General features: G+C 55.6%; 20 protein-coding genes. 12 read left to right on the forward strand and 8 right to left on the reverse strand.

Going from position 1 to position 26,710, the window contains the following annotated elements; genetic code table 11:
• Positions 1–2: 2 nt before the first annotated feature.
• The 3 genes from TMES_RS09295 to TMES_RS09305 all read right to left on the reverse strand — a co-directional run bounded on the left by TMES_RS09295 (position 3) and on the right by TMES_RS09305 (position 4,715).
• A complete protein-coding gene (locus TMES_RS09295; RefSeq protein ID WP_245835300.1) occupies positions 3–1,889 on the reverse strand; it encodes a sensor domain-containing diguanylate cyclase in 1,887 nt (628 codons plus the stop codon).
• A complete protein-coding gene (locus TMES_RS09300; RefSeq protein WP_245835302.1) occupies positions 1,886–3,871 on the reverse strand; it encodes a sensor domain-containing phosphodiesterase in 1,986 nt (661 codons plus the stop codon). Before TMES_RS09300 ends, TMES_RS09295 begins: the two co-directional genes overlap by 4 nt.
• Before the next feature lie 133 nt (positions 3,872–4,004).
• Positions 4,005–4,715, reverse strand: coding sequence for a GGDEF domain-containing protein (locus tag TMES_RS09305; RefSeq protein ID WP_085581748.1), 711 nt, complete (start codon positions 4,713–4,715; stop codon positions 4,005–4,007).
• Between the two features lie 158 nt (positions 4,716–4,873).
• Here TMES_RS09305 and TMES_RS09310 point away from each other — a divergent pair, with 158 nt between their 5' ends.
• Positions 4,874–5,191, forward strand: a complete 318-nt coding sequence (locus TMES_RS09310) for a DUF5818 domain-containing protein (protein ID WP_085581750.1) — start codon at positions 4,874–4,876, stop codon at positions 5,189–5,191.
• A 10-nt stretch (positions 5,192–5,201) separates the two neighbouring features.
• On the opposite strand, the gene TMES_RS09315 is transcribed toward TMES_RS09310, so the two are convergent.
• Positions 5,202–6,347, reverse strand: a complete 1,146-nt coding sequence (locus tag TMES_RS09315; RefSeq protein ID WP_085581752.1) for an SPOR domain-containing protein — start codon at positions 6,345–6,347, stop codon at positions 5,202–5,204.
• 2 nt (positions 6,348–6,349) lie between these two features.
• On the reverse strand, positions 6,350–8,731 hold the full coding sequence (locus TMES_RS09320; protein ID WP_085582088.1) for an ATP-binding protein: 2,382 nt from the start codon (positions 8,729–8,731) through the stop codon (positions 6,350–6,352).
• A 299-nt stretch (positions 8,732–9,030) separates the two neighbouring features.
• Between TMES_RS09320 and TMES_RS09325 the strand changes: the two genes are divergently transcribed.
• Positions 9,031–10,014, forward strand: a complete 984-nt coding sequence (locus TMES_RS09325) for a PaaX family transcriptional regulator (protein WP_085581754.1) — start codon at positions 9,031–9,033, stop codon at positions 10,012–10,014.
• A gap of 57 nt (positions 10,015–10,071) precedes the next feature.
• On the opposite strand, the gene TMES_RS09330 is transcribed toward TMES_RS09325, so the two are convergent.
• Positions 10,072–11,631, reverse strand: coding sequence for an aminotransferase-like domain-containing protein (locus TMES_RS09330; RefSeq protein WP_085581756.1), 1,560 nt, complete (start codon positions 11,629–11,631; stop codon positions 10,072–10,074).
• Between the two features lie 133 nt (positions 11,632–11,764).
• On the opposite strand from TMES_RS09330, the gene TMES_RS09335 reads away from it, so the two are divergent.
• The 4 genes from TMES_RS09335 (at position 11,765) to TMES_RS09350 (ending at position 15,368) form a co-directional block, all read left to right on the forward strand.
• Positions 11,765–11,998 carry a DUF1127 domain-containing protein gene (locus tag TMES_RS09335; RefSeq protein ID WP_158091216.1) on the forward strand — a complete coding sequence of 78 codons (234 nt, stop codon included), beginning with the start codon at positions 11,765–11,767 and terminating at the stop codon, positions 11,996–11,998.
• Positions 11,999–12,133: 135 nt separating this feature from the next.
• On the forward strand, positions 12,134–13,111 hold the full coding sequence (locus tag TMES_RS09340; RefSeq protein ID WP_085581760.1) for a threonine dehydratase: 978 nt from the start codon (positions 12,134–12,136) through the stop codon (positions 13,109–13,111).
• A complete protein-coding gene (locus TMES_RS09345; RefSeq protein WP_245835303.1) occupies positions 13,095–14,477 on the forward strand; it encodes a pyridoxal phosphate-dependent decarboxylase family protein in 1,383 nt (460 codons plus the stop codon). Before TMES_RS09340 ends, TMES_RS09345 begins: the two co-directional genes overlap by 17 nt.
• Positions 14,478–14,543: 66 nt before the next feature.
• Positions 14,544–15,368, forward strand: a complete 825-nt coding sequence (locus TMES_RS09350) for a PhzF family phenazine biosynthesis protein (protein ID WP_085581764.1) — start codon at positions 14,544–14,546, stop codon at positions 15,366–15,368.
• A 70-nt stretch (positions 15,369–15,438) separates the two neighbouring features.
• Here the strand turns inward: TMES_RS09350 and TMES_RS09355 are convergent, their stop codons facing one another.
• On the reverse strand, positions 15,439–16,101 hold the full coding sequence (locus TMES_RS09355) for an SDR family NAD(P)-dependent oxidoreductase (protein ID WP_085581765.1): 663 nt from the start codon (positions 16,099–16,101) through the stop codon (positions 15,439–15,441).
• Between the two features lie 126 nt (positions 16,102–16,227).
• Positions 16,228–16,977 (reverse strand): SDR family NAD(P)-dependent oxidoreductase, encoded by a 750-nt coding sequence (locus TMES_RS09360; RefSeq protein ID WP_085581767.1) that lies wholly within the window; start codon positions 16,975–16,977, stop codon positions 16,228–16,230.
• 131 nt (positions 16,978–17,108) lie between these two features.
• On the opposite strand from TMES_RS09360, the gene TMES_RS09365 reads away from it, so the two are divergent.
• From TMES_RS09365 to TMES_RS09390, 6 genes are all read left to right on the forward strand, one after another.
• Positions 17,109–18,179: a LysR substrate-binding domain-containing protein gene (locus TMES_RS09365; protein WP_085581769.1), complete on the forward strand. Its 1,071-nt coding sequence runs from the start codon at positions 17,109–17,111 to the stop codon at positions 18,177–18,179.
• A gap of 251 nt (positions 18,180–18,430) precedes the next feature.
• On the forward strand, positions 18,431–20,302 hold the full coding sequence (locus tag TMES_RS09370; protein WP_085581771.1) for an SLC13 family permease: 1,872 nt from the start codon (positions 18,431–18,433) through the stop codon (positions 20,300–20,302).
• A gap of 249 nt (positions 20,303–20,551) precedes the next feature.
• Complete coding sequence (locus tag TMES_RS09375) at positions 20,552–21,733, forward strand: phosphoserine transaminase (RefSeq protein ID WP_085581773.1); 1,182 nt, start codon at positions 20,552–20,554, stop codon at positions 21,731–21,733.
• 156 nt (positions 21,734–21,889) lie between these two features.
• Positions 21,890–23,056 (forward strand): ATP phosphoribosyltransferase regulatory subunit, encoded by a 1,167-nt coding sequence (locus tag TMES_RS09380; RefSeq protein WP_085581775.1) that lies wholly within the window; start codon positions 21,890–21,892, stop codon positions 23,054–23,056.
• A gap of 50 nt (positions 23,057–23,106) precedes the next feature.
• Positions 23,107–24,402 carry an adenylosuccinate synthase gene (locus TMES_RS09385; RefSeq protein ID WP_085581777.1) on the forward strand — a complete coding sequence of 432 codons (1,296 nt, stop codon included), beginning with the start codon at positions 23,107–23,109 and terminating at the stop codon, positions 24,400–24,402.
• Between the two features lie 167 nt (positions 24,403–24,569).
• Positions 24,570–26,696: a protein kinase family protein gene (locus TMES_RS09390; RefSeq protein ID WP_085581779.1), complete on the forward strand. Its 2,127-nt coding sequence runs from the start codon at positions 24,570–24,572 to the stop codon at positions 26,694–26,696.
• The last annotated feature ends 14 nt before the right edge of the window (positions 26,697–26,710 follow it).

The following is a 26,710-nucleotide window of genomic DNA, read 5'->3' on the forward strand; positions in this document are numbered from 1 at the left end:
CCCTAGTCGGTTCGGGTCGGCGCATGCGCGCCAACAGGTTCCGCAATGGCATAGCTGCCCTTGCCGTGTTTCTTAATGAAATACATGGTGTCGTCGGCCCGCTGGACCAAGTCATCTATGTTTTCGGTTTCGTTGGTTTCGTGAACGGCGATGCCCAGTGAAATACCCAGAGGCCGGTCCTCGCTTCCGGAAAAGGACCGCAATATGGCGCTGGCGGAAATCAGGTCTTTGGCGCGGTTTTCGGCAGCATTACGGTCTGCACCATCCAGCCAGATGACAAATTCATCACCGCCCAGCCGGGCCACAAGGTCGCCCGGGCGGGTGTTTTCCTGCAATAGCTGGCTAAGCCGTAAAATGGCTTCGTCGCCGCGCTGGTGGCCGTGAATGTCATTGACCAGTTTGAAATTGTCCATATCGACATACATTAAGGATGCCGGGCTGGGTTCGTGGATCAGGCGCGCATAGCGGCGTTTTAATTCGTCAAAAAAGGCGCGCCGGTTTAAAAGGCCGGTCATGCCATCGGTTCGTGACAGGGTGACAATGCGGTCGTGATTGTCGGCCTGTTCAATGGCGATGCCGATCTGGTCGGCGACATCGTCCATAATTGCGCGTTCGCCGTCATTGGGCAGGGGGTGATGACGATCAAACAAAAAGGCCACCGCCCCGTTGACCCGGTGGTGATAATGGCACCGTCTAATTTTTATCCAGTAATCGTCGCGGGCAATTTCCTGATTATCGGTATCGGCGGGCAGGGCGTTTAAAATATCGGCGGCATGTTTTTTCAGCGCGTCTTCGCCCTGACTGGCGACTTCAACCATGTCGCCACTGTCGCTGTCGGGGCGAAAAATGACGCAAGCAGCACAGGCAAGGGCGCGTGAACTGGCCGAGGCGGCGTTGCGCAACACTTCGGTCGGGTCAATTTCATCGCGCATAGCGCGCACAATATAGGTAATCAACCGGTCGCGGTTTCGCGCGTTGGCAATTTCGCTTTCGTGCTGGCGTTGTTCGGTAATGTCATGGGCAAGCCCGCGGGCGCCGCTCCATTGTCCGTCGCGGTTAACAATCGGGGTTGCCGATACCGACAGGCAGGCGCTGCTGCCATTGGCGCGATAAAACCAGATCGGCATATCGCGCACGTCCCGGCGGGTTTTGAAAATTTGTTCGGCATCCTGATCGGTTTTTTCGATCATGAAATCGGTGGGCATGCGGCCCAACAGGGCCTGGGCCTTATAATCCATGGCGCCGCGCGGCGAGACGAAAACAAATTTTCCGCTTTCGTCGGTTTCCCAGGCGAACGCCGATGAAACCTCGACAATATCGCGATAGCGCTGGCGCGAATCGATTAGGGCTTCGCGCAGATTGCGATCCATCGATACATCGCGTGGCAACAGCAAGATATAGTCATCGCGCATGGGAAGGGCGGTTAATTCCAGTGTCGCCGTACCGCGCTGGACTTCGAATGTTAAAAGTTCAACCACACCGCCCGGTGTTTCCAGGGCGCGTTCTGTCAGGGCGACAATTTCGGGAAACAGGCCTTCACGGATACCGTCGGCAAAACCCATGGCATTTTTATTGGCAAATAACGGCTGTCCGTCGCGCCGCATGACCATAACCGGGGCCTCGGCCTGGGCCATTGTGGTCGGGTCCAGTTCAAAACGCAGGGCGTTCTGGTCAACATCACTGGCGTCATGGGCGCTTAAAGTGCCGTTAATGGCGGCCTCGCGCCGCGCGGAGACGGTGCGCATGTCGGGCGGCGGTGTGTCTTGCGCGGTGTGCGGGGCAGCAGAAGGCTCGTCCATTGTATAAGCAGTATCCGTGTTTTGCAGCACAGAGTCGGGCATATCATCACGGGCTGATTTTTTTAGTCGGTAAATCAGACGTGAAATCATGACCTTTCTCCTGCTTGCGGGCTGCCGGTATCGGTGCGAACACCGCTTGCCGGACTGTTGTTTGGGGTAAAACTGACAGCTTCCGGGTGGCCAAAATGATAGCCTTGTCCGAAATCGATCCCAAGATCGCGTAAAACTTCGAAGGTTTCCATGTCATGGATCATTTCGGCGATCGTGCGGATATGCAAGTCACGGCAAAGTGAGGCTGTTGCCTTGAGGAATGCGCGGCCCTTGGGATTGGCCAGCGCCGTTTGCATGGCCCGGCCATCAAACTTGATCACATCGACGTCGAGCGCGCTCAGATATTCAAAATTGGCTGCTCCGGCGCCAAAATCATCCAGGCAAACCATGTGTCCGCGCGCGCGAAGTTTTTGCAACGTCGCATTCACCAGATGCAAATTGGTAATGCGCGAGGTTTCGGTAACTTCAAAAAAGACCAGCGACGGGTTAAGGGCAAATTCGTCAAGAACATTTAGCAAGGCTTGGTCAAAGTCAGTTTGTTCAAGCGAATGACCGGAAAGATTGATGGCAATACACACCCCCGACCGACATTGCGGCGATGACATATAGTCCAGAACCTTGCGGCACATTGCGAGGTCAAATTCGGTAATCAGGCCCGTGCCTTCGGCAAAATGAATAATCTGATCGACAGCGAGGGTGTCGTCTGTGCCGGTAAAGCGGGCCAGTGCCTCGTAATGGTGAATTTCTTCGTTGCTTAAGCTGACAATGGGCTGCAGGGCGACCGAAAAGGACCCGGTTTGGACAATTTTGCGAAAAGCCCGAACCGATTTCATGGTTTCCTGAATAAGGCCGGGCAGGCTGGCGGAAAGTTTTTCGGGGCTGACATCGTCGTGGTCATCGCGCCGGGCATGCAACCGATTAAGCGCATAGGCGACAGCGCGGGTCAGATTGGTGGTAAAGCCGTCATTGCCAATGGTGGTTTGATGATGAACCGCGTGGGCAACGTCATAATCGGGGCCTTCAAAAACCGGGTCATCGATTGCATTTTCAATTTCGGCAAACGATGCCGCAATGGCCTGATCGTCGAGGTCTGACAGGGCCAGTGCATCGCGGCTGATATTGTCGTTCGTCAGGCGGGTGATTTCCAGCGCCGGGTCCGGCTCGATATGAAATGGCAGATCGGACGTTTCGTCGGGCGGGCTGGTTGCGGACAGGGAAGCGGGGTGTCCGCCTTCGCCCAGATCGGCGCGCAGGGCGCTGGCATAGGCGACAATGCGTCGCTCAAGTTCGATCATGGGTTCATGCATGCCGGGGCGAATTATGCGGGCAGGGTTGTCGGTTTTTTCGGGGGCGGTGCGGCCGCGCTGGCGGATCATGTCGGAAAGCTCGTTTGCCGCGTCTGTTTCGGCACGGCTGCGTGCGGCGGCAAGGTTTTCCAGAACGATCAGGGCGGTATTGTGATGGGGGGCCGGTTCGTTATGTGTCGAATTTTCCGGGCTGGTAAAACGCGAGGTTGCCGTTTGGGCAATGTCGGAAGATGCGCGGGGCTTTTTGCGGGCCAGCCGGGTGCGCCCCGTGACGCCTTGTTGCAATATCAGCCGGTCGATGCCGTGGCGCGCGCGCGGGCGAATGGCCCGATGACGCAGGGCCAGAAAATAACGCCCGATCGGATCGCTGATCAGATAGCCGCTGATCGATACCGGCAGGATAACGGGCGGGACGATATCAAGTGTTGAAGGAACTGAAAGGTTAAGGTCCAGTTCCTCAAGCCGTTTGATGCCGGTACTGCTGTGCAGATAGGCGCGCAAAAGGGGGCGTTCAGCCGCAATGACCAGTTGTTCCAAAGCTTCGCCCAGCAGGCGTTCGGGCGGGCAGCCAAGCAGACTTTCGATGGCCCCGGCGGCAAACAGGATATAGCCGTTTTCGTCGACTTCGAGCAGCATGTCGGCCCAGCAGAATGCCATCGCGGCCAAAAGGTCGCGATCTGTTTCCCCGATATCGCCTGAAGAACGTTCCGTCATTCCGTGACCGCCAAGCTATGCTTTTGTTATTGTGACCCGGGTTTCTGCCCGGTTGATCTACCCCATTTGTATAGATAGCGCTTATTGCTACGATAATGAAGGAAAACCGCAAAAAACAAAAAAACAGGTGCCGTCAGGCGGCATCCACATCCCGGCGTTTGCGGGGCTGCCGGGGGGCGGTTTCGTCTGGCATCGTGCGATGGGCATGTTTGTGGCGGTACATGTCCTGATCGGCAAGGTTAAGCAACTGCGCCATGCCGGCATCTTCGGTGCTGGTGGCAAAACCGAAACTGGCCTGAACGGGCAGTTTCTGATGTTGCCACAAAACCGCAGATCTGCCGAGGGTGGATTGTAGCCGTTTGATAAAAGAGGCCGTGCCGTCTGTGGTTGCGTGGCGCAAGACGACGGCAAATTCGTCGCCGCCAAGGCGGGCAGCAAAATCGGCACCGCGCAACTGTTTTTGTATCAGGCGGGCAAAATGGCGCAAAATGGCATCGCCTGCGGCATGGCCATACTGGTCGTTGGTTTGTTTAAAGCCATCAAGATCGGCAATAATCACCTGGGTCGGGTGGGTGTGACGTTCGCCGCTGGCAAGGGCCTGTTTTAACTGGCGGGTAAATCCGCGCCGGTTATAAAGCCCGGTCAGTTCGTCCATATCGACCAGATTTTCAAGCTGGCGAATACGGGTTTCGGACTGGTCAAGGCGGGTTTGCAGGGACCGGGCATGTTCGATTAAAAGGGAAAATTCATTTGCCAGTTTCTCGTTTGGCGTGTCTTTTCGATTTAGACGTGATTCAGCCTCCCTTAACAGCGCCTGCAGGAGATGAAGATCAACATCTTTCATGTTGTTCCATTGCTGGTTTCGGACAATGACACGTGACGGCGAAACGATTACAAAATGGAATCAGATATGCTTTTTTAGAAGCTGTCGGTTACAAGAGTGTTAACAGCAACTTTAAAGTCGGCTTTTTTAGACGAAAATTCGTCAAGGAGACGTGAAAAATGAAATTCTGGTTGGGTAACAGGCACATCAAGATCGTCGCGGTATCAACACTGGTTTTGATGCTGGGCGCTTGTGCGGCGTTCAATCGTGATAATATTACTGTATCGGGTGAAATTACCGATCAGGGGCAGGAATGCGTTACATTCCGCGCCAATGACGGCACGTTATATGCACTGGCTAACAAGGCCAGCGACTTTCGGACCGGCGACACCGTGCGCGTAACCGGCCATTCGGCACTGATGACCACTTGCCGCGAGGCAACGACATTGATTGTTGATAAAATTACGCTGCTTTCTCCGGCGCCAGCCGGGCAGTAATACCTGGATTTTATTTCGGTATTCCAATGCATGCAGTGCCGTCAGCCATTAGCTGGCGGCATTTTTCTTTGGCCTCAGTCAAGGTGGCAAAGCCGCCAATGCGCAGCCGGTGAAACCGGCCTTTTTCGGGCAGGTCAACCTGTTCGAGATAATGGTGACGGTTTTGCACCAGTGCGTGATAGCGGATGGCAAAACTGGCCCAATAGGTTTCGGCCGAAATTGCCGTGCGAAACGCCCCTAGTTGCAGGGCAAAATCGCCATTTGCCACCACGGGCATGACCGGTGCCGGATGGGTGGGGGCTGTTGTTTGTGGTGCGGGCAGTGGCATCGGTTGTGGCTGTGGCGTTTGCATCTCGCCTGCCGCAGATGGCGGCGCCATTTTGTTGGTGGTTGGCGTTGCCTTGGGTGCCGCCAAAGGGATCGCAAAAATTTCGGTCGCGGGTGCTGGTGGTGCAGGCGGTGCTGCCGGGGCAGGTGCAAGTGCCGGTGTTGCGACGGGCGCTGGCGCTAACGCTGGTGTTTGCGGCTGCGACCACGGTGTTACCATTTGCGCATTGGGCGGCGGTGCAGCCTTTACCGGTTTTGAAAGGGTGGGTGTGGCGCGGGCGGCTGGTTGGGCGGGCGCACCTGATTGGGGACGAGCCCATTGGGTTGCGTTTGCAGGCGTCGCGCCATCAGAGCGCATGATGGATGCCTGAATAATGCCAGCAGGGCGCGCGGGCATATTGCGGTTTTGAGGGATGCCGGTTTGGAAGCGCGGTTTTTGCAGTTTTTCGCTGCGATAACGACTTGAAAGCAAAAAATCGGCCTCGTCCGGGGTGGTGTTTGGCGCGGTAACGGCGGTCCCGTTTTGGTTGGGGTTTGTGCCGTTGCGGTTTTTTGCGCGCGCCAGTTCAAGCAAATCAAGCGGCCCGGACGGGGGGATATACTGGCTGCTGCGTCGCGCACTGGCGGGAAGGTCGGTGGGAATGGCCGCCAACCCTGAAACGGTGTCGTTCTGGCTGTTTAAATCCACATTCTGGGCGGCGGCGCGGGGGCCAGGAATTGTGACCTGAAACAATGCCGACAACACAGTGGCAAGGCACAGGGTTTGCCAGCCCCGGTTTGACCGGGGGCTGGCAGCAGAAAGGCGTGTTTCAGGCCGGGGCAAGGACATTGTTATTCCGACCACCCCGGATAAGCATGACGTTCGCGCAATAACACATCATTGCGACGCAGCCGTTCCATCGCCCGGCCAAAAACACTGTCGGCGGGGTAGTTGCCGTCGGCAGAATCGCCACAGGGTTTGCCGGTCAGAATTTCGATGGCGTCGCTGATATTATCGATGGTCCAGATATTGAATTTACCCTGGCGAATGGCATGCACCACTTCGTCACGCAGAATAATGTTTTCGGCATTGGCGGCAGGCACAATAACTCCCTGATCACCGGTAAATCCCTGATCGGCGCAAATACGATAAAACCCTTCGATTTTATGGGCGATGCCGCCAACCACCTGGGCTTCGCCAAACTGGTTCATCGAGCCGGTAACGCCAATGTTTTGTTTGAGCGGCACCTGGGAAATGGCGGAAATAATCGCGCATAGCTCGGCCAGCGAGGCCGAATCGCCTTCGATGCCACCGTAATTTTGCTCGAACGTGACCGAACAGGCAAAAGACAGCGGAAATTCCTGCGCGAAGCGGGATTTCAAAAAACCTTCAATCGTCATGACCGATTTTTGCTGTAATGGCCCCGAAAGATCGACCATGCGTTCGATATTCAGAACCCCGAGATTGCCGACATAACTGCGCGCAGTGACACGGGCGGGCAGACCAAAGGCATGATCGCCGTAATCAAGCACGGTCAGGGCGTTAACCTGTCCGACCACACTGCCAAAGCTGTCAATCAGGACTTCGCGGCGTTGAACGCGTTCGTGCGAGCGGTCTTCAAGGCGGCTGTTGCGATGGCGGCGTTCTTCGATTGCGCGTTTGACATCGGCCGCCCGAATGGTGGTGCGGCCATCGGTTTTTGCCAGGGCACCGGCTTCTATTGCGACGTCTTCCACCCGTTCGATCTGGGCAGAAAGTTTGTCGCGTTCCCCGGCCCAGCGTGATGCCTGGCCGAGTAACTGGCGAATGGCACCGGTATCAATTGCAATGCCGGATCGCGCCAGAACCGAGCGGGTGAGAAGCCCGGTATAGGTGGTGATGTTGCGCGTGATGGCGGGCATATCAGGGTCGATATCGGCCTTGACGCGGAAATGATTGCGAAAATCGACATCCTGGGAAAAGAACGAATAATAATATTTCGGCGCGCCAACGATGACAATTTTGACATCAAGCGGAATGGCACGTGGTTCGGGCGCACCTGCGGTCGGCGGGCCCGATTTTTGCCGTTCCTCGATGCGGATTTCACCGTCGCGCAGGGCGGCCTTTAAATAGCTCCAGCTTTCTTCATGTTCGACCAGGCTTTCGGCACGCAACACCAAAACCCCGCCATTGGCCCGGTGCAAGGCACCCGGTTTGATCAGCGAGAAATGCGGGTGCATGCCGCCTGCCATCGGGCGATATTGAATTTGGCCAAACAAATTATCATAGCTGGGCGAGGGTTCGAGAACCACATCGGGATGATCATCGCGGGAATGATCAATCAGCAAATTAACCGCATAACGATCTTCGACCGTTTCGGGCATTTTGCCATCGCCCAGGTCAATGGCGGGTTGGTCGTCTGGTTCTTCAAAGGCATCGATATTATCAAGGATATCGGCCTCAAGCGCATCGAACCACGCTTTCAGGCCCGGCACGGTAAAAACCTCGCGCAGTTTTTCGATGCGGGGTTTTAACACCACACTGGCAGCGGACCGGCGCAGACTATCAAGGGTATCACCGATCTGGTCTTCAAGTTCCCGGGTCGAAAGCAGGGTTTTGCGGGCTTCCTCGGCGACTTCTTCAAATACGGCATCGGCAGTATCGCGGCGCTCCTTGGACAATTTGTCCATCGGGATCGGCTCGCCCTCGTCATCAAGGGCGACAATCATGACGCCTTTTTCGTTTTCCTGCACATCAAGCGACCGTTCACGGGCGAATTTGCGCAGGGTTTCGAATTTATCGCGCACCTGATGGCGGGCTTCTTCGGTTTGGGCCTGTGTTTCGGTCAGATGGGCCGGGGCACTAAACGCAGAGGCAAAGGCCTCGCGCAGATGGGAAATCAGGGTTTCCATCGCCTCGGTCAGCTTGCGACCGTTGCCTGGTTCCAGGCTGAAGGGGCGGGGGCGGTTGCTGCGTGAAAAATTGTTCAGATACACCCAGTCGGCCGGGGCCGGGTGGTCCTCCATCGATTTTTTCAGATAATCCATCGTCGCGGTCATGCGACCGGCGCGGTCAAGGCCCAGCACAAACACGTTAAAGCCCGGCTCGGACATGGACAGGCCAAATTTCAGGGCCTCGGCGGCACGATAATGCGATGTAAAATTGAATATTTCCGGTGATGTGTCCTTTTGCGGGCTGCGAATACGAAAATGCGGAAAACTGCAATCGTCGGCATCTAGGCTGGAAATCGGCATGTGCGCTCTTTTGTAAGGAACCCCGGAAATTTGCGCCGGGCCAAAGCCCGAAAACGCAACTGCGGCATGATTTTGAAAGCAAGCGTCAACAATGGTCAAGCATTGCCTGAGTGAATTTTGCCTGCCTTGGCATTCGCAGCAAAATTTATACCATTATGATACAAATTTAGTTGATTTTTGATAATTATGTATCATGTTTGATGCGGCGCGCCAACGCAAGAGGAGCCGCCCGCCCTGATGCCGAGAACAGGCAATAGGGCGTGTTAATATCCATTCAAATCCTGCCTGCAAGGAGTTCCATGCCCCGGCAAAGCAGCCCTGCCTTTCAGCAGTTTGAAACAATTCGCGCCCAGCTTGATCTGCGCAGTCGTGCGGTTGTCGTGACGTTTTTATGTGACGTTTTGCGCCCCCGGGGCAAATCTGTTTTTTTGGCCGACCTGATTTCGCTGTTATCGCCGGTCGGGGTTAGCGAACGGGTGTTACGCACCGCTGTTTTTCGCATGTCGCGTGATGGCTGGCTTGAGACAAGCCGGGTGGGGCGACAGGCAGTTTACCGGGTAACGCATGAAGGCTGGCGCCTGATCGAACCGGGATGTCGCCAGTTTTACACCGCCCCGGCAACCGGGTGGGACGGGCAGTGGACCTTGATTATGTTTGATAATCATTCACTGAGCACGGAGCAAAAACGTTCGGTGGCGCGGACATTGTCGTGGCGCGGGTTTGGGATGGTTTCAAGTAATGTCTTTGCCCATCCGGGCATTGATGTTGTTTTGACGCGGCAAATTCTAAACGAAACCGGGCTGGCATCGGCGGCAATATCGTTGCGGGCGGAAACGCAGGATATTGTCGAATCCGCTTCCTTGCGCGACATGGTGGCATCCACCTGGAACCTGGCATCGTTGCAGCAGCAATATTTGCAAAAACTGGCTTTGTTCGAACCATTGTTATCAATTGATCTGGCCTCCGAATGCACGCCGGATTTGGCCTTTGCCCTGCGTATGGTGCTGATGCACGGCTTTAAGCAGGTGGTTTTGCGCGATCCGGGGTTGCCAGCCCAATTATTGCCTGCCGACTGGCCCGGGCACCGGGCACGCGAGGTTATCCGGCAACTATATTGGCAACTGGTGCCTTTGTCCGAGCCGTTCATAGCGCAACATTTGCGCCCGTGCCCCGCCGATGGCAGGTTGGAAGCAGACACCAAAACAGGCAATAGCGAACTTGCAGTGTGGTTTTTCAAACGGCTGGGGGGACCAGATGTTGTTAAACGGGCAGGAGAGGCCTGATACCAGCTTTAGAATGGCGTCAGGCCAATGTGTCCTGTGGGTGTTTTGCCGTGATCGTTACATCACATTTGCGTCGCTAAACTCGCTGGTTTGTAACAGGCGCAGCAAAATGTTGACGCCGTGATGAATGCGTTCGGTTGAACGTTCCGCGCCAAATGACAGACGCAAGCCACGCGGCGGCACGCCAACGGCGAATTGCTGGGCGGCGGTCAACATAACGCCGGAATTCGCCGCATTCATAACCAGTTCGCTGGTTTCAACATGGTCGGGCAGGGTCAGCCAGATGTGGTAATTGGTGGGGTGGAACCGCACATCATAGCCCTTGAGGCTGCCCAGAATAACGCCCAGTCGTCGCGATGCTTCTTCGCGGTGCCAGCGCTCATATCGCTCGACCGTGCCATCGTTAATCAGCCGGGTGACCAGTTCCAGATTAATACCCGGCGTCATCCAGCAGGTGGTGCGAATGCCGCTGGCCAGTTTGGCAACATACTGGATCGGCGCATGAATGAAGCCGATGCGCAGGCCGCCGCCAACACTTTTGGAAATGCCGTTAAGGTAAATGGCCCGTTCGGGGACAAAACACGAAAGCGGCGGCGGGGAATCGGGGTTTAAAAAGCCATAAATGCCATCTTCGATCAGCAGGAGGTTGTGCTTTCGCAGCACCTCGGCAATGGCAACCCGGCGTTCGTGGCTCATGGTGCTACATAGCGGGTTATGCAGGGTTGGCATTAAATAGATCACCCGGGGCGACTGGGTGCGGCACAAATTATCCAGCACGTCGGGCAAAATGCCTTCTTCGTCCATCGCGATACCGCGCAAACGAAACTGCATCATCGCGGCCAGACTGCGCAGGTTGGGATAGGTTAATTCTTCGCACAAAACCAGATCACCCGGCCGGGTAAAGGTCATTAAGGCCACTGTCATGGCATGTTGCACGCCTGCGGTTGGCAATACCCGGTCGGGGTTGTCGTCCAGCCCGAAACGCCCTGCCATTTTGGCCAGCGCCTGACGGTGATGGGGCATGCCATATTCGGTTTTATAGGTGATCAGGTTTTCAATTGATCCGCTTTGCGCAATGTCGATCAGCACCTGATTGATATGGGTTTCCTGCGGCGGCAGGGGGCAGTTCATGCGGAAATTGATCGGGCCGTCATCAATTTTTACCGGATAGGGCGTTTCGGAATCGCGGTTTTGCGTAAATGAAACATCGGCGGTGCCAAAATTTACCGGCGCGCTGGCAGTGCCAGACTGAACATATCCATTGGCGGTGTTTTGCCGGGCGACGCTGGCGGGGTCGTCGTCGCTTGTTGGTCCGCCATCCTTGCCAAAGGCAACCGGATGGCCGGGCAGCAATAAAGGCTGACCAATATCGAGCGGCGCGCTGACATAAGTGCCACGGCCAACTTCGCCCATGGCAAGGCCCAGTCTTTCGGCCTCGCGGTACGCACGGGTCACCGTGCCAACGGTCACACCTAAATGATAGGCCATGTCGCGATGGGTCGGCAGGCGGTCACCCGCCTGCAATTGCCCTTTTTCAACGGCAGCCCCAATGGCATGCGCGATGCGGCGATAAACCGGGCCGCTGCCGGATGAAAGATCGGGGATCCATATTGTCATGGTGACAATGTTTAATTTGACAGGGTTACAATGTCAATGACAAAAGGAAATGGATACAATTTGAAAGCAGGAGGAACACATGAATAATTGTAACGATACAATTCAGTTTCCTGCGACTCTCGCAGGCGGTTCAATGCCGCAGGACCAGAGCGCAGGGAATGCAAAAGCAACCCGCCAGGGTTTTGTGGGCACAGCGATCCGTCGTCTGTTTGCAAACCTGGTATCTATGCAAAAAAAATCGCGCGATCATAATAATTTACGTCATCTTGATGATCGGCTGCTTAAAGATGTCGGGCTGACAAAATCCGATATCGAGCCCTATATCGCCGCCCCGGTGATGAAAGACTTCCCTCCGCGCGGTTATTAACCGCGCTACGGCCGGAACGCACCGCTCCCTCGCGTTCCGGTCGCCACCCCGGCTTGGGGATACAATGTTGTGTCAAAAAACGGCACGCCCTGTTATTTTCAAACGTGCCACACAATCCTTATACAGGGGTACAATATGTTTACCGCCCGGGAATTGAACGACGCCGCCGACTTTGTGCATGGCTATGTTGCGCCGACCCCGGCCATTCGATGGCCGCTTCTGGAGCGAGCGACAGGGTTGTCGATTTACGTCAAACACGAAAATCACACCCGGCTGGGTGCTTTCAAGGTGCGGGGCGGGCTGACCTTTTGCCGTTATTTGTCGCGGTCGACGCAAATCATTAATGGCATTATCAGTGCGACACGCGGCAATCATGGCCAAAGCCTGGCCTATGCCGCCAGCGTATTTGGCATGCGTGCTACCATCATTGTCCCGTTTGGTAATTCCTGCGAAAAAAATGCATCCATGCGCGCCCTTGGGGCCGACGTGATCGAGCAGGGGGACGATTTTCAGGATGCCGCCGATTTTGCCCGCCAAAAGGCGGTCGAGGATGATTTGGTGATGGTGCCGCCGTTTCACCCCGAACTGGTGCGCGGGGTGGCATCTTATGGCGTGGAGCTGTTTGAAGCGATTGAGAAGCTGGACCGGGTTTATGTGCCGATTGGCATGGGGTCGGGTATTTGCAGCCTGATCACGGTGCGCGATGCTTTGGGGTTGAAAACCGACATTATCGGCGTTGTTGCCGCCGGGGCCGATGCGGTGCGGCAGTCGTTTTACAAGGGTGAGATTTGCGAAACCAGAACCGCTGTGACCTTTGCCGATGGTGTGGCGTGTCGCAAGCCCGACCCGGCGGCGTTTGAAATTATCAAACGCGGGGCAAGCGATATTATTGCCGTGTCAGATAATCAGATAAAACAGGCGATGCGGCTTTATTTCAGCGCCACCCATAATCTGGCCGAGGGGGCCGGGGCCTGTGCGCTGGCCGCCGTTATTGCCGATAAAAACCGGGCAATTGGCAAAAAGAACGCTATCATTTTAAGCGGTGCGAATATCGACCGCGATGTTTATGCAGAAATCCTGCGAGAAAGAAACGAAGATGAACCGGAAATTTGAGGACCTGAACCAGATCGGCGATATTTTTGCCAAGGTTGGCGATATCGCACAGGATTATTTAAACGCGGGCGATGATGCGCCGGTTATTTGCGATGACAGCAGTTCCTTTGACCCGTTTGCCGCCCTGCCTGCCCGTGGCGATGGGGCGCTGGCGGCATTGGACGCGTTAAAACAGGAAATTTTGCCTTTTCTGGCAACGTCCAGCGGGCCGCGTTATTTGGGGTTTGTCACCGGTGGCGCCACCCCGGCCGCTGTTGCAGGCGACTGGATCGCCAGCACCATTGACCAGAATGCAACCGGGCCGCAAGGATCTGTGGCATCGGCAGTCGAGCAGCAGGTTATCAACTGGATTTGCGATTTGGGTGGCTTGCCACGCGACCGGTTTGATGGCGCACTGACCACCGGGGCGACCGCATCAAACCTGCTGGCGGTGGTAACCGCACGGCAATGGTGTGGCGAGCAGGTGGGCATTGATGTGGATGGCGATGGCGCAATGGCCTTGCCCGGCTTCGAGGTGTTTTCCGCCACCCCGCATGCCAGCATGATCAAGGATTTGTCGGTTTCCGGGGTGGGGCGCAACAACATTGTTCGTGTCGCGACCGACCCGGGCACCGAAGCCATGCATGTGCAGGATTTGGCCGACAAGCTGGCAAATAGCACCTCGAAAGCCAAAATGGTGATCGCCAGTGCCGGCACGGTCAACGCCACCGATTTTGATGATCTGGTCGCGATTGCCGATTTGTGTGCTGCCTATGGCGCGTGGTTGCATGTGGATGCGGCATTTGGTTTGTTTGCCGCCCTTGATCATCGTCGGGCACATTTATTAACCGGAATTGATCGGGCAGATTCAATTACATCGGACGGGCATAAATGGCTGAATGTGCCCTATGATTGCGGGATTTTCCTGACAAGGCAGATTTCGATACTGGAAAAATGCTTTCGCGCCTTTGCTCCCTATCTGACATCGGATGTGCCGGGAAATAACTATATCAATCGGGGTGTCGAAAATTCACGCCGGTTTCGCGCCTTGCCGATCTGGATGGCGATCACGGCTTATGGCCGGGAAGGGTGCGCCGATATTGTGATGCGCAATTGTGATCAGGCGCGCGATCTTGCCCATTGGGTGGTCGACCATGACGATTTGATATTACTGCGCGATCCGTTGTTAAATGTGGTGATGTTTTGCGGGCGTGGAAACGACGATGCCAACCGCCAGCTTCTGGCGCGGATCAACGCCACGGGGAAGGTGTTTTTTACGCCGACGATTTACAATGACCGGTTCGGGTTTCGCGCTGCCTTTAGCAACTGGCGCACCCGCGATCAGGATCTGGCAATTATCAAGGATGCCATTCACAGCGTTTTGTAACTGAACAATCCGACGGGGCGGTGCAAATAACCGCCCCCTTATTCCTGTTGATATCAAGGTGATTTTATGGCCGACACGCCCTTGCCGATTTATCAGGTTGATGCTTTTACCAACCATCTTTTTGCCGGTAACCCGGCCGCGGTTGTGCCGCTGGATCGTTGGCTGCCAGATACCACCCTGCAGCAAATTGCGATGGAAAATAACCAGTCGGAAACGGCGTTTTTCGTTAAAACCGAGGATGGCGACGCTGATTACCACATTCGCTGGTTCACCCCGACGGTGGAAGTGCCCTTATGTGGCCATGCCACCCTTGCCAGTGCCTGTGTTTTGTTTAATCAGCTTGGCGTGACCGGCAATGAAATTCGCCTGCAAAGCAAAAGCGGAATTTTAACCGCGCGGCGGGATGGCGATGCGATTGTATTAAACTTCCCCGCCCAGCCGCTGGTCGAGGACATCATGCCCGATAATATTGCCAGGGCGCTGTCGCCTGAGCATGCAATTGCCTGTTTCAAAGTCGCCAGCCGCGATACTGATTATGTGCTGGTTTATGACAATGCCGCAACGGTGCGCGATATGGTGCCCGATATGTCGGTTCTTACGACACTGGCCGAACGCGGGGTGATTGTAACCGCCCCGTCCGACAGCGATGATTGCGATATGGTATCGCGGTATTTTTTACCGGCACTGGGCATTAATGAAGACCCGGTAACGGGCTATATGCACTGCGTTGTCGCCCCATACTGGGCGGCCCAAACCGGCAAAACCAATGTGATTGGCTATCAGGCATCGGCACGGGGCGGGTTTATTGACTGCACAATTGACGGCGACCGGGTGCATTTAAAGGGCCATGCCGTGCTGTATTTAAAAGGCGAAATCTTTTTGCCCAATTAGGCCGCGATGCACCGTTAGCTAAAAGCCAGAACACCCCGCCAATGTTGCAATATTGGCGGGGTGTTGTTTTTCAGGCGGCATGAAGGTCATTAAAGTTAAAGGTGGTGCCGGTGACAAAATCAGATTCTGGCCCGGCCAGAAATGACAGGCCGTTGGCGATATCGCCTAAAACCGAAATGTCACCAGACGGTGCGCTATGGCTTTTGCGGCCCAGAATGTTCGATTGCAGGCGGTTCACCGTAACGTGGCGATCATGCAGTGATTTGGCACTATGCGTGATCAGGTCATGAAGCGGGGCGTGGTTATTGTTATGCGCCGGGATGTTTGCGCTGGCGTGGGGGAGTGATGTTTTGCCAATGGCAATGATGCGACCACCTTCGCGAATGACCGGGGCAATGGCCTCGATGGCGGCGGCACTGTAAATGCGTTCATCATCGACAAGGACGAAGGACACATTGTTGGTGACCAGAATATCTACCTGGCCAAAATCGGCAATAACACGCGAAATCAGGGTTTTAATGCCCGATACGCGATCGCAATTAATGGCATAGGCGCGGGCGTTAACGCCGCGTGCTTCAAGCCCGGTAACAATACCGGCGGCATTCCATGCATGGGCGGGATGGCTGATGATAACGTCGGCACCCTGATCGGCCAGGGTTTGTGCGCTGAGCGCGCCAATGCCGTAATGGCCGTCGGTAACGATGGCAATTTTGCCTGCCAGTGGTTTGTTCATGGCTGTTCTCCGGAACAGAGGTTTTTCCTGTATGAAAAAACCTTACGGCGCAAACCGGCCTGGCAGAAGTCCTTAAAGTCGCGACCTAGCGTTCGTTATATGGAACGCTGCTGGTGGGAATGGTGATCAGGCGCCGTAGCCGCCATCAACGTTTATGACGGTGCCGGTGATGTAGGATGCAGCGGGGCTGGCAAGGAAAGCAATGGCAGCGGCGACTTCTTCGGGCATGGCCGCGCGGCCCAGCGGAACAGCGGTGCGGATCGGGGTGGGGTATTTTGCCAGCGGGTCGAGTAATTCGTCATTTACAAAGCCCGACTGCACAACATTAACCGTGATATTGCGCGGGCCAAGGTCGCGGGCGGCCCCTCGGGTATAGCCCACCATCGCCGCCTGTGTTGCGGTAAAATCGGCCAGTCCGCTGGACCCGGCATGGGCGCACAGGCACGACCCCAGCGTGATGATGCGCCCGCCATCGGGCATCATCGGGGCGGCGGTGCGAATGGTGTAGGCCGTGGCGCAAAAATTAACCTGTTGCTGGCGTTTTATACCATCGAGGTCGGCATCGGGGTTGTCTACCTGGCCGCAAACCGCAATTGATGCCGCATTGACCAGAATGTCGAGGCGGCCAAAATGGGCAAAGGCGGTTTGCACCATTGCGCTGACCTGCAAACTATCGGCCGGGTCGGCTTCAAACGATTTTGCATCAACGCCCAGTCCTTGCAGTTCTTCGACCATTTCCCGGGCCACCTTGCGGTCGCAAACGTACCCAATGGCAATGTTTGCGCCCTGTTCGGCCAGCATGCGGGCGGTGGCGGCGCCAATGCCAAAAGCACCCCCGGTGATCAGGGCAACTTTGCCGTTTAGAAGTTTACTCATGGGGGCTCCGGGTGGATGTGGGAAAGAACCGATTTGTCGATGATGCAACAGAATTTAGAATTTGTAAGATATGGACAAAAGTCCCTTTTTGCGGCACTCTGCGTTCATTATATAGAACAATGAGGTCGGTCATGCAGGATTTAAACGATCTTTTTTACTTTGCGCAGGTTGTGTCGCATGGTGGATTTGCGCCGGCAGGCCGGGCACTTAATCAGCCAAAATCAAAACTTAGCCGCCGGGTAGCTCAACTCGAAGACCGGCTTGGTGTCAAGCTAATCGAAAGATCAAGTCGGCGTTTTCGGGTGACGGAACTGGGGCAGGCTTTTTATGATCGCTGTGCCAATATCCTTAACGAGGCCGAAGAAGCCGAAGCCATTGTTGCAGAAGCAAAAGGCGTTGAGCAGGGTGTGGTGCGCATCAGTGTGCCGCCCGCCATGCTGGAAACGGCACTGGCCGAAGTTTTAGCCGATTTCAGCGAAAAGTTCCCCAAGGTTCAATTGCGCATCATGGCAACCAACCGCCGGGTGGATTTGATTGAAGACCGGGTGGATGTGGCCTTTCGGGTGCGCGATTCGCTCGATAGCGATGCGACCCTGATTGTTAAAACACTGGGCCTCGCCGATGCCATTATGGTGGCCAGCCCGTCCCTGATGGAAAAACTGGGGCCGGATTTTGGTGTTGATGACATCAACAAGTTTCCGACCCTGAGCATCAAGGGCGAGGATGCCGATACCGTGCGCTGGCAGCTTGTGGGCCCGAATGACGATACGCGGATGCTTGAAATTGCCCCGCGGTTATCGACCAGCGATATTTCCATGATCCGCCAATGTGCCTTGCGCGGGCAGGGCATTGCCCTTTTGCCACGTTTTAGCACCCATCATGCCATTCAGGCCGGGCGTCTGGTGCAGGTGTTACCCGAATGGCGCGCCGTTGGCGGGATTGTGCATATTCTGTTCAAGGCGCGGCGCGGGTTACCACCGGCGGTGCGCGCCCTGATTGACCATTTGACCGTTCGTGCCCGGGAACGCACCCTGTGGGAATGCGACGAAGCCCTTGAACGGCTGTGCCCGCATTACATTTGCCGCGAAGGTGCGATTGAAGATAGCGTTATGCAAAAACCGGACGCCGTGAAATCTGAAGTCCTGAAGCCAGATGTCGTGAAACCGGCGGCAAATGAACCCGCAGAGCTGGTTTCTGCCTGACCGGGTTTGCCGGGTCTGGCCGGTTTGAAGATGCTCTGACGGGGTCGCCAAGGTGATTGTCAGAGCATTTTTGTGCCCGCATAATGTATGCCGAAACAAGGTGCCAAATGACCCATGCGCGATTTTTATTGACCGCATGGCGGGGCTTTCGGCTAAGTAATACTGATAATTTGCATGATATCGCTGGTTTTGGCTGATATCAGCCCGCGATGCGGGATGTATAAGGCCATTTGCGACAGGGGAAATTCAACGTGCTAGACAATGTCGTCGCAAACAGTGCGACACCGTTGCAGATGTGGGTTGTACTTGCGCTGGTCGCGGGTTCGCTCGTGCTTTATGCATGGGAACGCATTTCGCTTGAAATGACGTCGATGGCGATCATTGCGGTCCTGCTGCTGTTTTTCAATCTTGTGCCGCTTAATGGTGGCGATGGCAGAAACCTTTTGGGGCCGGACACGCTGATGTCGGGCTTTGCCAACCCCGCCCTGTTAACCGTGCTGGCCTTGCTGGTGGTGGGGCAGGGCATGGTGCTGACCGGCGGGGTAAGTTATATCGCCGGTTTTATTACCGAACATGGTGGCAAGAATGCCTCGCTGGCAATTTTTGTCGGCCTGTTTGTGGTGATGTTGCTGTCGGCATTTTTGAACAACACGCCCGTGGTGGTTATTTTCATTCCCATCATTCAGGCACTGGCTGAACGTATTCAACGATCGCCAAGTTCTTTGATGATTCCGCTGTCTTTTGCCGCCATTTTGGGCGGCATGACCACCTTGATCGGCTCGTCGACCAACCTTCTGGTCTCAAGCTCGCTGATCGAGCTGGGCCAGGAGCCGCTGGAATTTTTTGAATTCACCGTGGTGGGGGCGGTTCTGGCTTTTTCGGGCTTTTTCTATGTGTTGCTGATTGCACCGCGTCTGTTGCCAGCCCTGGCCTCGATGAGCAGCCGTTTGACCAAGCCCGACGGCAGCGGCAAACAGTTTATTGCCCAGATTACCGTTGGCCCGGCGTCAAAAATGATCGGGACCAAGCCGGTGGCCGGGTTTTTTAAAAACCTGCCCAATGTCACCATTCAAATGATTGTCCGGCGCGAACATGCCGATTTGCCGCCGTTTGACGAACATCTTGAAATTCAGCCCGGCGACGTTCTGGTGGTGGCCGCAACCCGCAAGGCATTGACCGAAGCCCTGCAAAAAGACCCCGGCCTGATCCACGCCGAAGCCGCTGCCGTGCATGATGGCAGCACCAATGCTGAAAACAAATCAACCCAGCTTCTGGCCGAGGTGATGTTGCCGCCCGGATCGCGCCTGATTGGTTTTAATCTGGAGCAGATCGGCTTTCGCTATCAGTATAAATGCCTTGTTTTGGGCATTCAGCGCCGGTCACGCATGATCCGCACCCAGATGACCGAAATCCGGCTTGAAGCTGGCGATGTGTTGCTGGTGCAGGGACGTTCCGAAGATGTCGAAGCACTGCGCACCATTCGCGATGTTGTGTTGCTGGAATGGTCAACCCGTGCCTTGCCGCGCCCGTTTCATGCGCGCCGGGCGGCGTTTATTTTTCTGGGCGTGATCGCGCTGGCGGCAACCGGGCTGGTGCCGATCATGATATCAAGCTTTATCGGGGCCGGGCTTATGATCGGCTCCGGCGCGCTAAACATGCGCCAGGCATCGCGGGCAATTGACCGCAAAATTGTGTTGCTGGTGGCCGCGGCCCTGGCGCTGGGCAATGCCCTGCAATTAACCGGCGGGGCATCCTATATTGCTGATGTGCTGCTGACAGCTTTGCACGGGGCACCGGCACCGGTTATTTTGTCGGTGTTTTTCCTGGTGGTGGCATTGTTTACCAATATTTTGTCAAACAATGCCTGTGCGGTTTTGTTCACCCCGATTGGCATTGGCATGGCCCAGCAGCTTGACGTGCCGCCGCATATTTTTGCGATTGCCGTGGTGATGGCGGCGAACTGTTCTTTTGCCTCTCCGGTGGGGTATCAGACCAACCTTCTGGTGATGGGGCCGGGGCATTACCGGTTTGTTGATTTTCTTAAATCCGGCACGCCGCTGATCTTTTTGTTGTGGATTGTCTTTAGCCTGTTTGCGCCGTGGTATTACGGCCTTTCGATGTAGGGCTGAACCGTTGTTATGGTAAAAAGGCCAATCTGTTCATTTGAAACGGATTGGCCTTTTTCGTGCTTCGCCCCGGCAAGGCGATTGGCGATGGCTGATATACCTTAATCGGCATTAACCCTTGCATCGAACGCGTTTGACTTTTGCTATCAAGGCAATAGGATCGCGCTTCGTTTTTGCCAATGTGCCGTAAAATTGCCGGAACAGCCGGTATTGCGGTGTTTTTTCCGTCTGATCAGGAACAGTCCCATGGTCGATATTGCCAATTTTCCCAAGCCTGTTAACCGCCCTGCCAGTGCCAATTTTTCGTCGGGTCCGTGCAAAAAGCGCCCCGGTTGGTCCGCAGATGCGCTTGAAACCGAGGTTCTGGGGCGTTCGCATCGATCTGCACTGGGCAAGGCCCGGTTAGAAGACGCAATTGACCGCACCCATGACATTTTGAAACTGCCCGAAGGGTATGTCGTCGGTGTTGTCCCGGCATCGGATACCGGGGCTGTTGAAATGGCGTTGTGGTCAATGCTGGGGCCACGCGGTGTGGACATGCTGGCGTGGGAAAGTTTTGGTGCCACCTGGGTAACGGATGTTTTAAAGCAGCTGAAACTTGACGATGTGCGCGTGCATGAAGCCGATTACGGCAAGCTGCCCGACCTGACCAAGGTTGATTTTGACCGCGATGTTGTTTTCACCTGGAACGGGACAACAGCCGGCGTGCGCGTGCCCAATGGCGACTGGATTGCATCTGATCGCAAGGGGCTGACATTTTGCGATGCGACCTCGGCGATTTTTGCCATGGAACTGCCGTGGGACAAGCTCGACGTTGTGACCTATAGCTGGCAAAAAGTGCTGGGCGGCGAGGGTGGCCACGGGGTTATCATTCTAAGCCCGCGTGCGATTGAACGCCTTGAAAGCCATGTTCCAGCCTGGCCGATGCCCAAAATTTTCCGCATGACCAAGGGCGGCAAGCTGATTGACGGTATTTTTCGCGGCGAAACCATCAACACGCCGTCGATGCTGGTGGTGGAAGATGCGATTGATGCCCTGAAATGGGCGCAAGGCATTGGCGGGTTGAACGGTTTGCTGGCCCGTACCCGCGAAAACCGCCGTTTGCTTGATGAATGGCTGGCGCAAAGCGACTGGGCGGCCGATTTGGCCGAAAAACCCGAAACGGCGTCGAATACATCGATGTGCATTAAAATCGTCGACCCGTGGGCACTGGCACAGGATGCGAAAATTCAGGCGTCGTTGCCAAAACGGGTGTCGCAGTTGCTCGATTACGAAAAAGTGGCCTATGATATTAATGGCTATCGTGATGCGCCTCCCGGCCTTCGAATTTGGGGTGGTGCCACGGTAGAGTCCAGCGATATCAAGGCGTTGTTGCCGTGGCTTGACTGGGCATATGGCGTTGCCAAAGCCGAAATCAAGCAGGGCTGAAGACACGGTCCGAGATATTATTTGCGTTTTTCGGGTTTTCCCGTTGCCCTGTGCGTCACAACACGGTAGTAACCGCTACCGGATGCACAGAGCAAGGCGCATGCGAACCAAATGCCTTGCTCGAATTTGCACGCACAGTCCGGAAAGTCTGAAAATATGACCGAACTCGCCAGGAAAGCCCTTCTTCCCGCCGGTTTGCAGGATGTCCTGCCGGTGGTTGCTGCCCAAGAGGCGCAGATCCGCGAAAAGCTGATGGCGAGTTTCGCCCTTGCAGGCTATGACCGCGTAAAAACCCCCTTGGTTGAATTTGAAGAAAGCCTGCTTGAAGGGGCTGCGCCAGAACTGGCAAAGCAGACCTTCCGCCTGATGGACCCGGTTTCGCACCGGATGATGGGTGTTCGTTCCGATATGACTCCGCAAGTGGGCCGTATTGCCGCCACCCGCCTCAAAGATGATCCCCGCCCGTTACGCTTGGCCTATTCCGGCGATGTTTTGCGCATTCAGGGCACGCAGTTGCGCCCCGAACGCCAGTTCGCCCAGGTTGGTGCCGAATTGATTGGCGTTTCCAGTGCGGCAGCCGATACCGAGATTGTTTTGCTGGCGCTTGAAGCGTTGGAAAATGTCGGTATGCCCGATGTGTCGGTTGATTTGAATTTGCCGACCCTGCCAACCCGCCTGTTTGAAGCCTTTTCTGTTTCCCCCGATGATCGCGAAAAGCTGACCCAGGCGTTAGAACGCCGCGACGTTGCCGCGATCAAGGCGGCCAATGGCCCGGTAACCGATGTTCTGGTAACGTTGCTGGAGGCCGCTGGCCCGGCCAGCACCGCATTACCGCGCTTGAAACGGCTTGAATTGCCGCTGGGGGCGTCGGAAGATTTGCATCGTCTGGTCGAGGTTGCTGAACGTATTTTAGCATCCGACCTCGATGCGGCCTTAACCATTGACCCGGTTGAAATGGCGGGTTTTCGCTATCAGACCGGGGTTAGCTTTACCATTTTTGGCAAACATGTCCGGGGCGAGCTGGGCCGTGGCGGCCGTTATCGTGCCGGGGGTGCCAGCGGCGAAGCCGCAACGGGCATGTCGTTGTTTATGGATACGGTTTTGCGCGGCCTTGATGCGCCGGTGGCAGCGCCGCGGGTGTATTTGCCTCTGGGTGTTGCCCAGCGCGAAGCGCGCAAATTGCGCCACGATGGCCATGTTACCATTGCTGCCCTTGAAGGGGCAGCCGAGGCCAAAACCGCCGATGCCGCCCGCAAGGAAGCGGAACGGATGGGCTGTGATTTCATTTATCTTGATGGGCGGGTTCAACCGCTGGACGCGTAGGCTTTCGCTGGAGAAGTGAAGCTGTTTTTTATCGCTCAAGGAGTTTTGCGATGACCAATGTTGCCGTGATCGGTTCCCAGTGGGGGGACGAAGGTAAAGGCAAGATCGTTGACTGGCTGTCAGAACGTGCCGATGTTGTGGTTCGTTTTCAGGGTGGTCACAATGCCGGTCATACGCTGGTAATTGATGGCAAGGTTTATAAACTAAGCCTGCTGCCATCAGGTATCGTGCGCGACAAGAAACTGTCGGTGATCGGTAATGGCGTGGTTGTTGACCCGTGGGCATTGCTGGCCGAAATTTCGCGCTTGCAGGAACAAGGTGTGACCATTACGCCCGAAAACCTGCGTGTTGCCGAAAATGCCTGCCTGATTTTGCCGCTGCATGGCAATCTGGACAAGGCCCGCGAAGCAGCCGCCACCGGCAACAACAAAATCGGCACCACCGGCCGTGGTATCGGCCCGGCATATGAAGACCGCGTTGGTCGCCGTGCCATTCGCGTGGGTGATTTGGCCGACGAGGAATTGCTGGCTGCCAAGGTTGAGAACCTTTTAACCCACCACAACGCTTTGCTGCGCGGTTTGGGCCAGCCGGAAGTGGACGGGGCCGAATTGCTGGCACAGCTTAAAGACGTTGCGCCGAAAATTTTGCCGTTCGCTGACACCGTGTGGAAATCGCTGAACCAGTTTAAAGAAGCTGGCAAGCGTATTTTGTTTGAAGGCGCACAGGGTACGATGCTTGACATTGACCATGGCACCTATCCGTATGTGACGTCGTCCAACACCATCTCCGGTTCTGCCGCGGGCGGGTCGGGCGTTGGCCCGTCGGGTGTCGGGTATGTTTTGGGCATTACCAAGGCCTATACCACCCGTGTGGGCGAGGGGCCGTTTCCGTCTGAACTGTTTGATGCCGATGGCGACCGTTTGGGCGAACGCGGCCATGAATTTGGCGTGGTAACCGGGCGCAAACGCCGCTGTGGCTGGTTTGATGCCACCTTGGTGCGTCAGTCGGTCAAGGTGAACGGTATTCACGGTATTGCCCTGACCAAACTTGACGTTCTGGACGGGTTTGACGAGATTAAAATTTGCACCGCCTATGATATTGATGGTGAAATTTACGACCATTTGCCCGCCAACCAGCGTTTGCAGGCCAAGGCCAAGCCGGTTTATGAAACCATTCCCGGCTGGTCGGAAACCACAAGGGGCGCGCGCAGCTGGGCCGATTTGCCGGCAACCGCAATCAAGTATGTGCGCCGGATCGAGGAACTGATCGAGGCGCCGGTGGCACTTCTGTCCACCAGCCCGGAACGTGACGATACCATTCTTGTTCACGACCCTTTCAGCGCCTGAGAAACTTAATTGTAAAGTTGAAAAACCGCCCGCATTGCCGGGCGGTTTTTTGTCTTTAAACGCAAATGGATAGATGACGTTCTTGAGGCATGTCGATAACGTCTTGCCCCTTGTGGGTATCGGCAGTATCGTTTGGGTTGTTCATGAACAGTTAAACCACGGGTTCGATGGCTGATAACGCAAAGATGCAGCCCGATGATGTGCCGTCCGATCTGGAAACAGAGGATGACGCGCCTCTGTCGGACGATGGTCAGGAAGACCAGATTGCACCGTCACCAGAAACAGCAGCGCCAACCGGCGTTGGCAACAGGCATGTCGATATCGGGAATTTTCGCATTTTCCCCGATTTGCGGTTGGCAGAGTTTGATTGCGGCCCGTCGCAAGCCTTTGTGGCCGAAGGAACCAAGCGCGATGACGGCCCGTTATTTGCGTTGCTTGCAGATCCTTTGCTGCCCACCCGGTCTGATTTATTAAGGGTCTTGTCGGGGGTTCGTGTCGCCGGGCAGCTTGATTTGCTGGACTATGAAATTGTCTATTGGCCGCCACTGGATCGCAGCACGATTGTTTGTTTTTACAGCAAGCCGGGTGGCAGCAAGGTGTTTACCGATGGTGGCAAAAAGGCCGTTATCGACGAACATGACCTGCCGCTGGCGGTGATTGCGCCGATTATCAATGTTCTGACGATCCTGTCGGATAAAAATCTGGCCCATCGCAATTTGCGCGCCGAGAACCTGTTTTTTGCCGACGAAGAACGCGCCAGTGTTGTTGTGGGCGATTGTGTTTCCTTGCCTGCCGGGTTTGCCCAGCCGCTGGTTTACGAACCGATTGACCGCATGACAGCCGACCCGGCCGGGCGTGGATCGGGGGCGTTGTCGGACGATCTTTATGCGCTGGGGATCATGATTGCCGCGCTGGGTATCGGCCATACGCCGCTTTCGAAATTTTCTGACAAGGAAGTTATCGAAATGAAGCTGGCGCGGGGGTCGTTCCAAACCATAGCCGCCCACGAAAAATTGCCACTGACCCTGATCGAGCCGATCCGGGGCCTGTTATGCGATGATTTTGAAGAACGCTGGGGTCTGTCGGAACTTAATAACTGGCTGGACGGGCGGCGGGTAAAACCGGTGCAGGGAAATACCGACCGCAGGGCCGCCCGGGCGCAAAATATTGGCGGGCGTGATTATTATACCACGCGCGGTCTTGCCAACGGCATTACCAATAATTGGGCGGCGTCGCTTGCACCGTTACGCGATGGTGTTGTCGAGGTGTGGCTGCGACGCGGTTTGAACGATGCCGAACGTTCAAAGGCGATGTCGGAAGCCATGCGTCAGATGGCATGGTCGGGCAGCGATAAACGCACCGCCGAAGATGTGCTGGTATCGCGCGGTATTGCCATTCTCGACCCTAACGGGCCGGTGCGTCATAAAACGTTTTCGGCCATGCTGGATGGCTTGGGAAACATGTTATCTTATGACGTGCAGCATGGCAGCGGGGCACAGGCATTTTCCGAAGTTGTGGTGCGCGACCTGCCGACTTTCTGGTTTTCGCGGTTATCGGGGTTTCGCCCTGAAATACAATCGCAGCAGCAGGTCTATAAAGGCCTGCGTTATTATATGCAGCAACAAAGCATGGGGTATGGCTATGAGCGATGCCTTTATGCCCTGGTTAAAAACCAGCATTGCCTGAGTCCGCTGGTCGACAAAGAATATGTTATTCACATCGCCCAGCTGTTACCGGCCCTTGAAAAAGTTGCCGCGATCACCCCGCATAGCAACTGGCCGGTTGATCGTCATATTGCGGCATTTATTGCGGTTCGGCTGCAAGATGATACCGAACCCCAGCTAACAGCCCTGCAAAATACCGGTGACGAAGTTGAATTCAGCCGGTCGATCATTAGTTTGCTGGCCTTGGTGCAGTGGCGACATGGGCCAGACAGTTTGCCCCATTTGGGGTTATGGGTGGCACGGCTGATGGAACCCGCCACAAAGGTGTTTCACAGCAAGGAGCGCCGGGAAAAAGTTGAACGTGAAATTCCCAAACTGGCAAAGCGCGGCAATTTGGTCGAATTATATAATTTGATCAATGACGAAAAAGAACGCCGCCGCGACCAGGACGAATTTATTGCCGCAGTCGAAGAATATTCCGCCGCTGATAGCGAAGTGTTCGATCTGGAATCATCAGGCTCGGTGCGGCTTATTCTGGCCGAGCAGATCGGGCGTCAGGTGGCATCCTTTGCCGCCACAATGATCGCACTGCTAACGGTTTCGGCCCTTTTCATGATGATCGTCTGGTAGGGGGAGGGCAGCGT

Origin of the sequence: Thalassospira mesophila (assembly GCF_002115755.1) — a bacterium.
GTDB classification, from domain to species: Bacteria; Pseudomonadota; Alphaproteobacteria; order Rhodospirillales; family Thalassospiraceae; genus Thalassospira; species Thalassospira mesophila.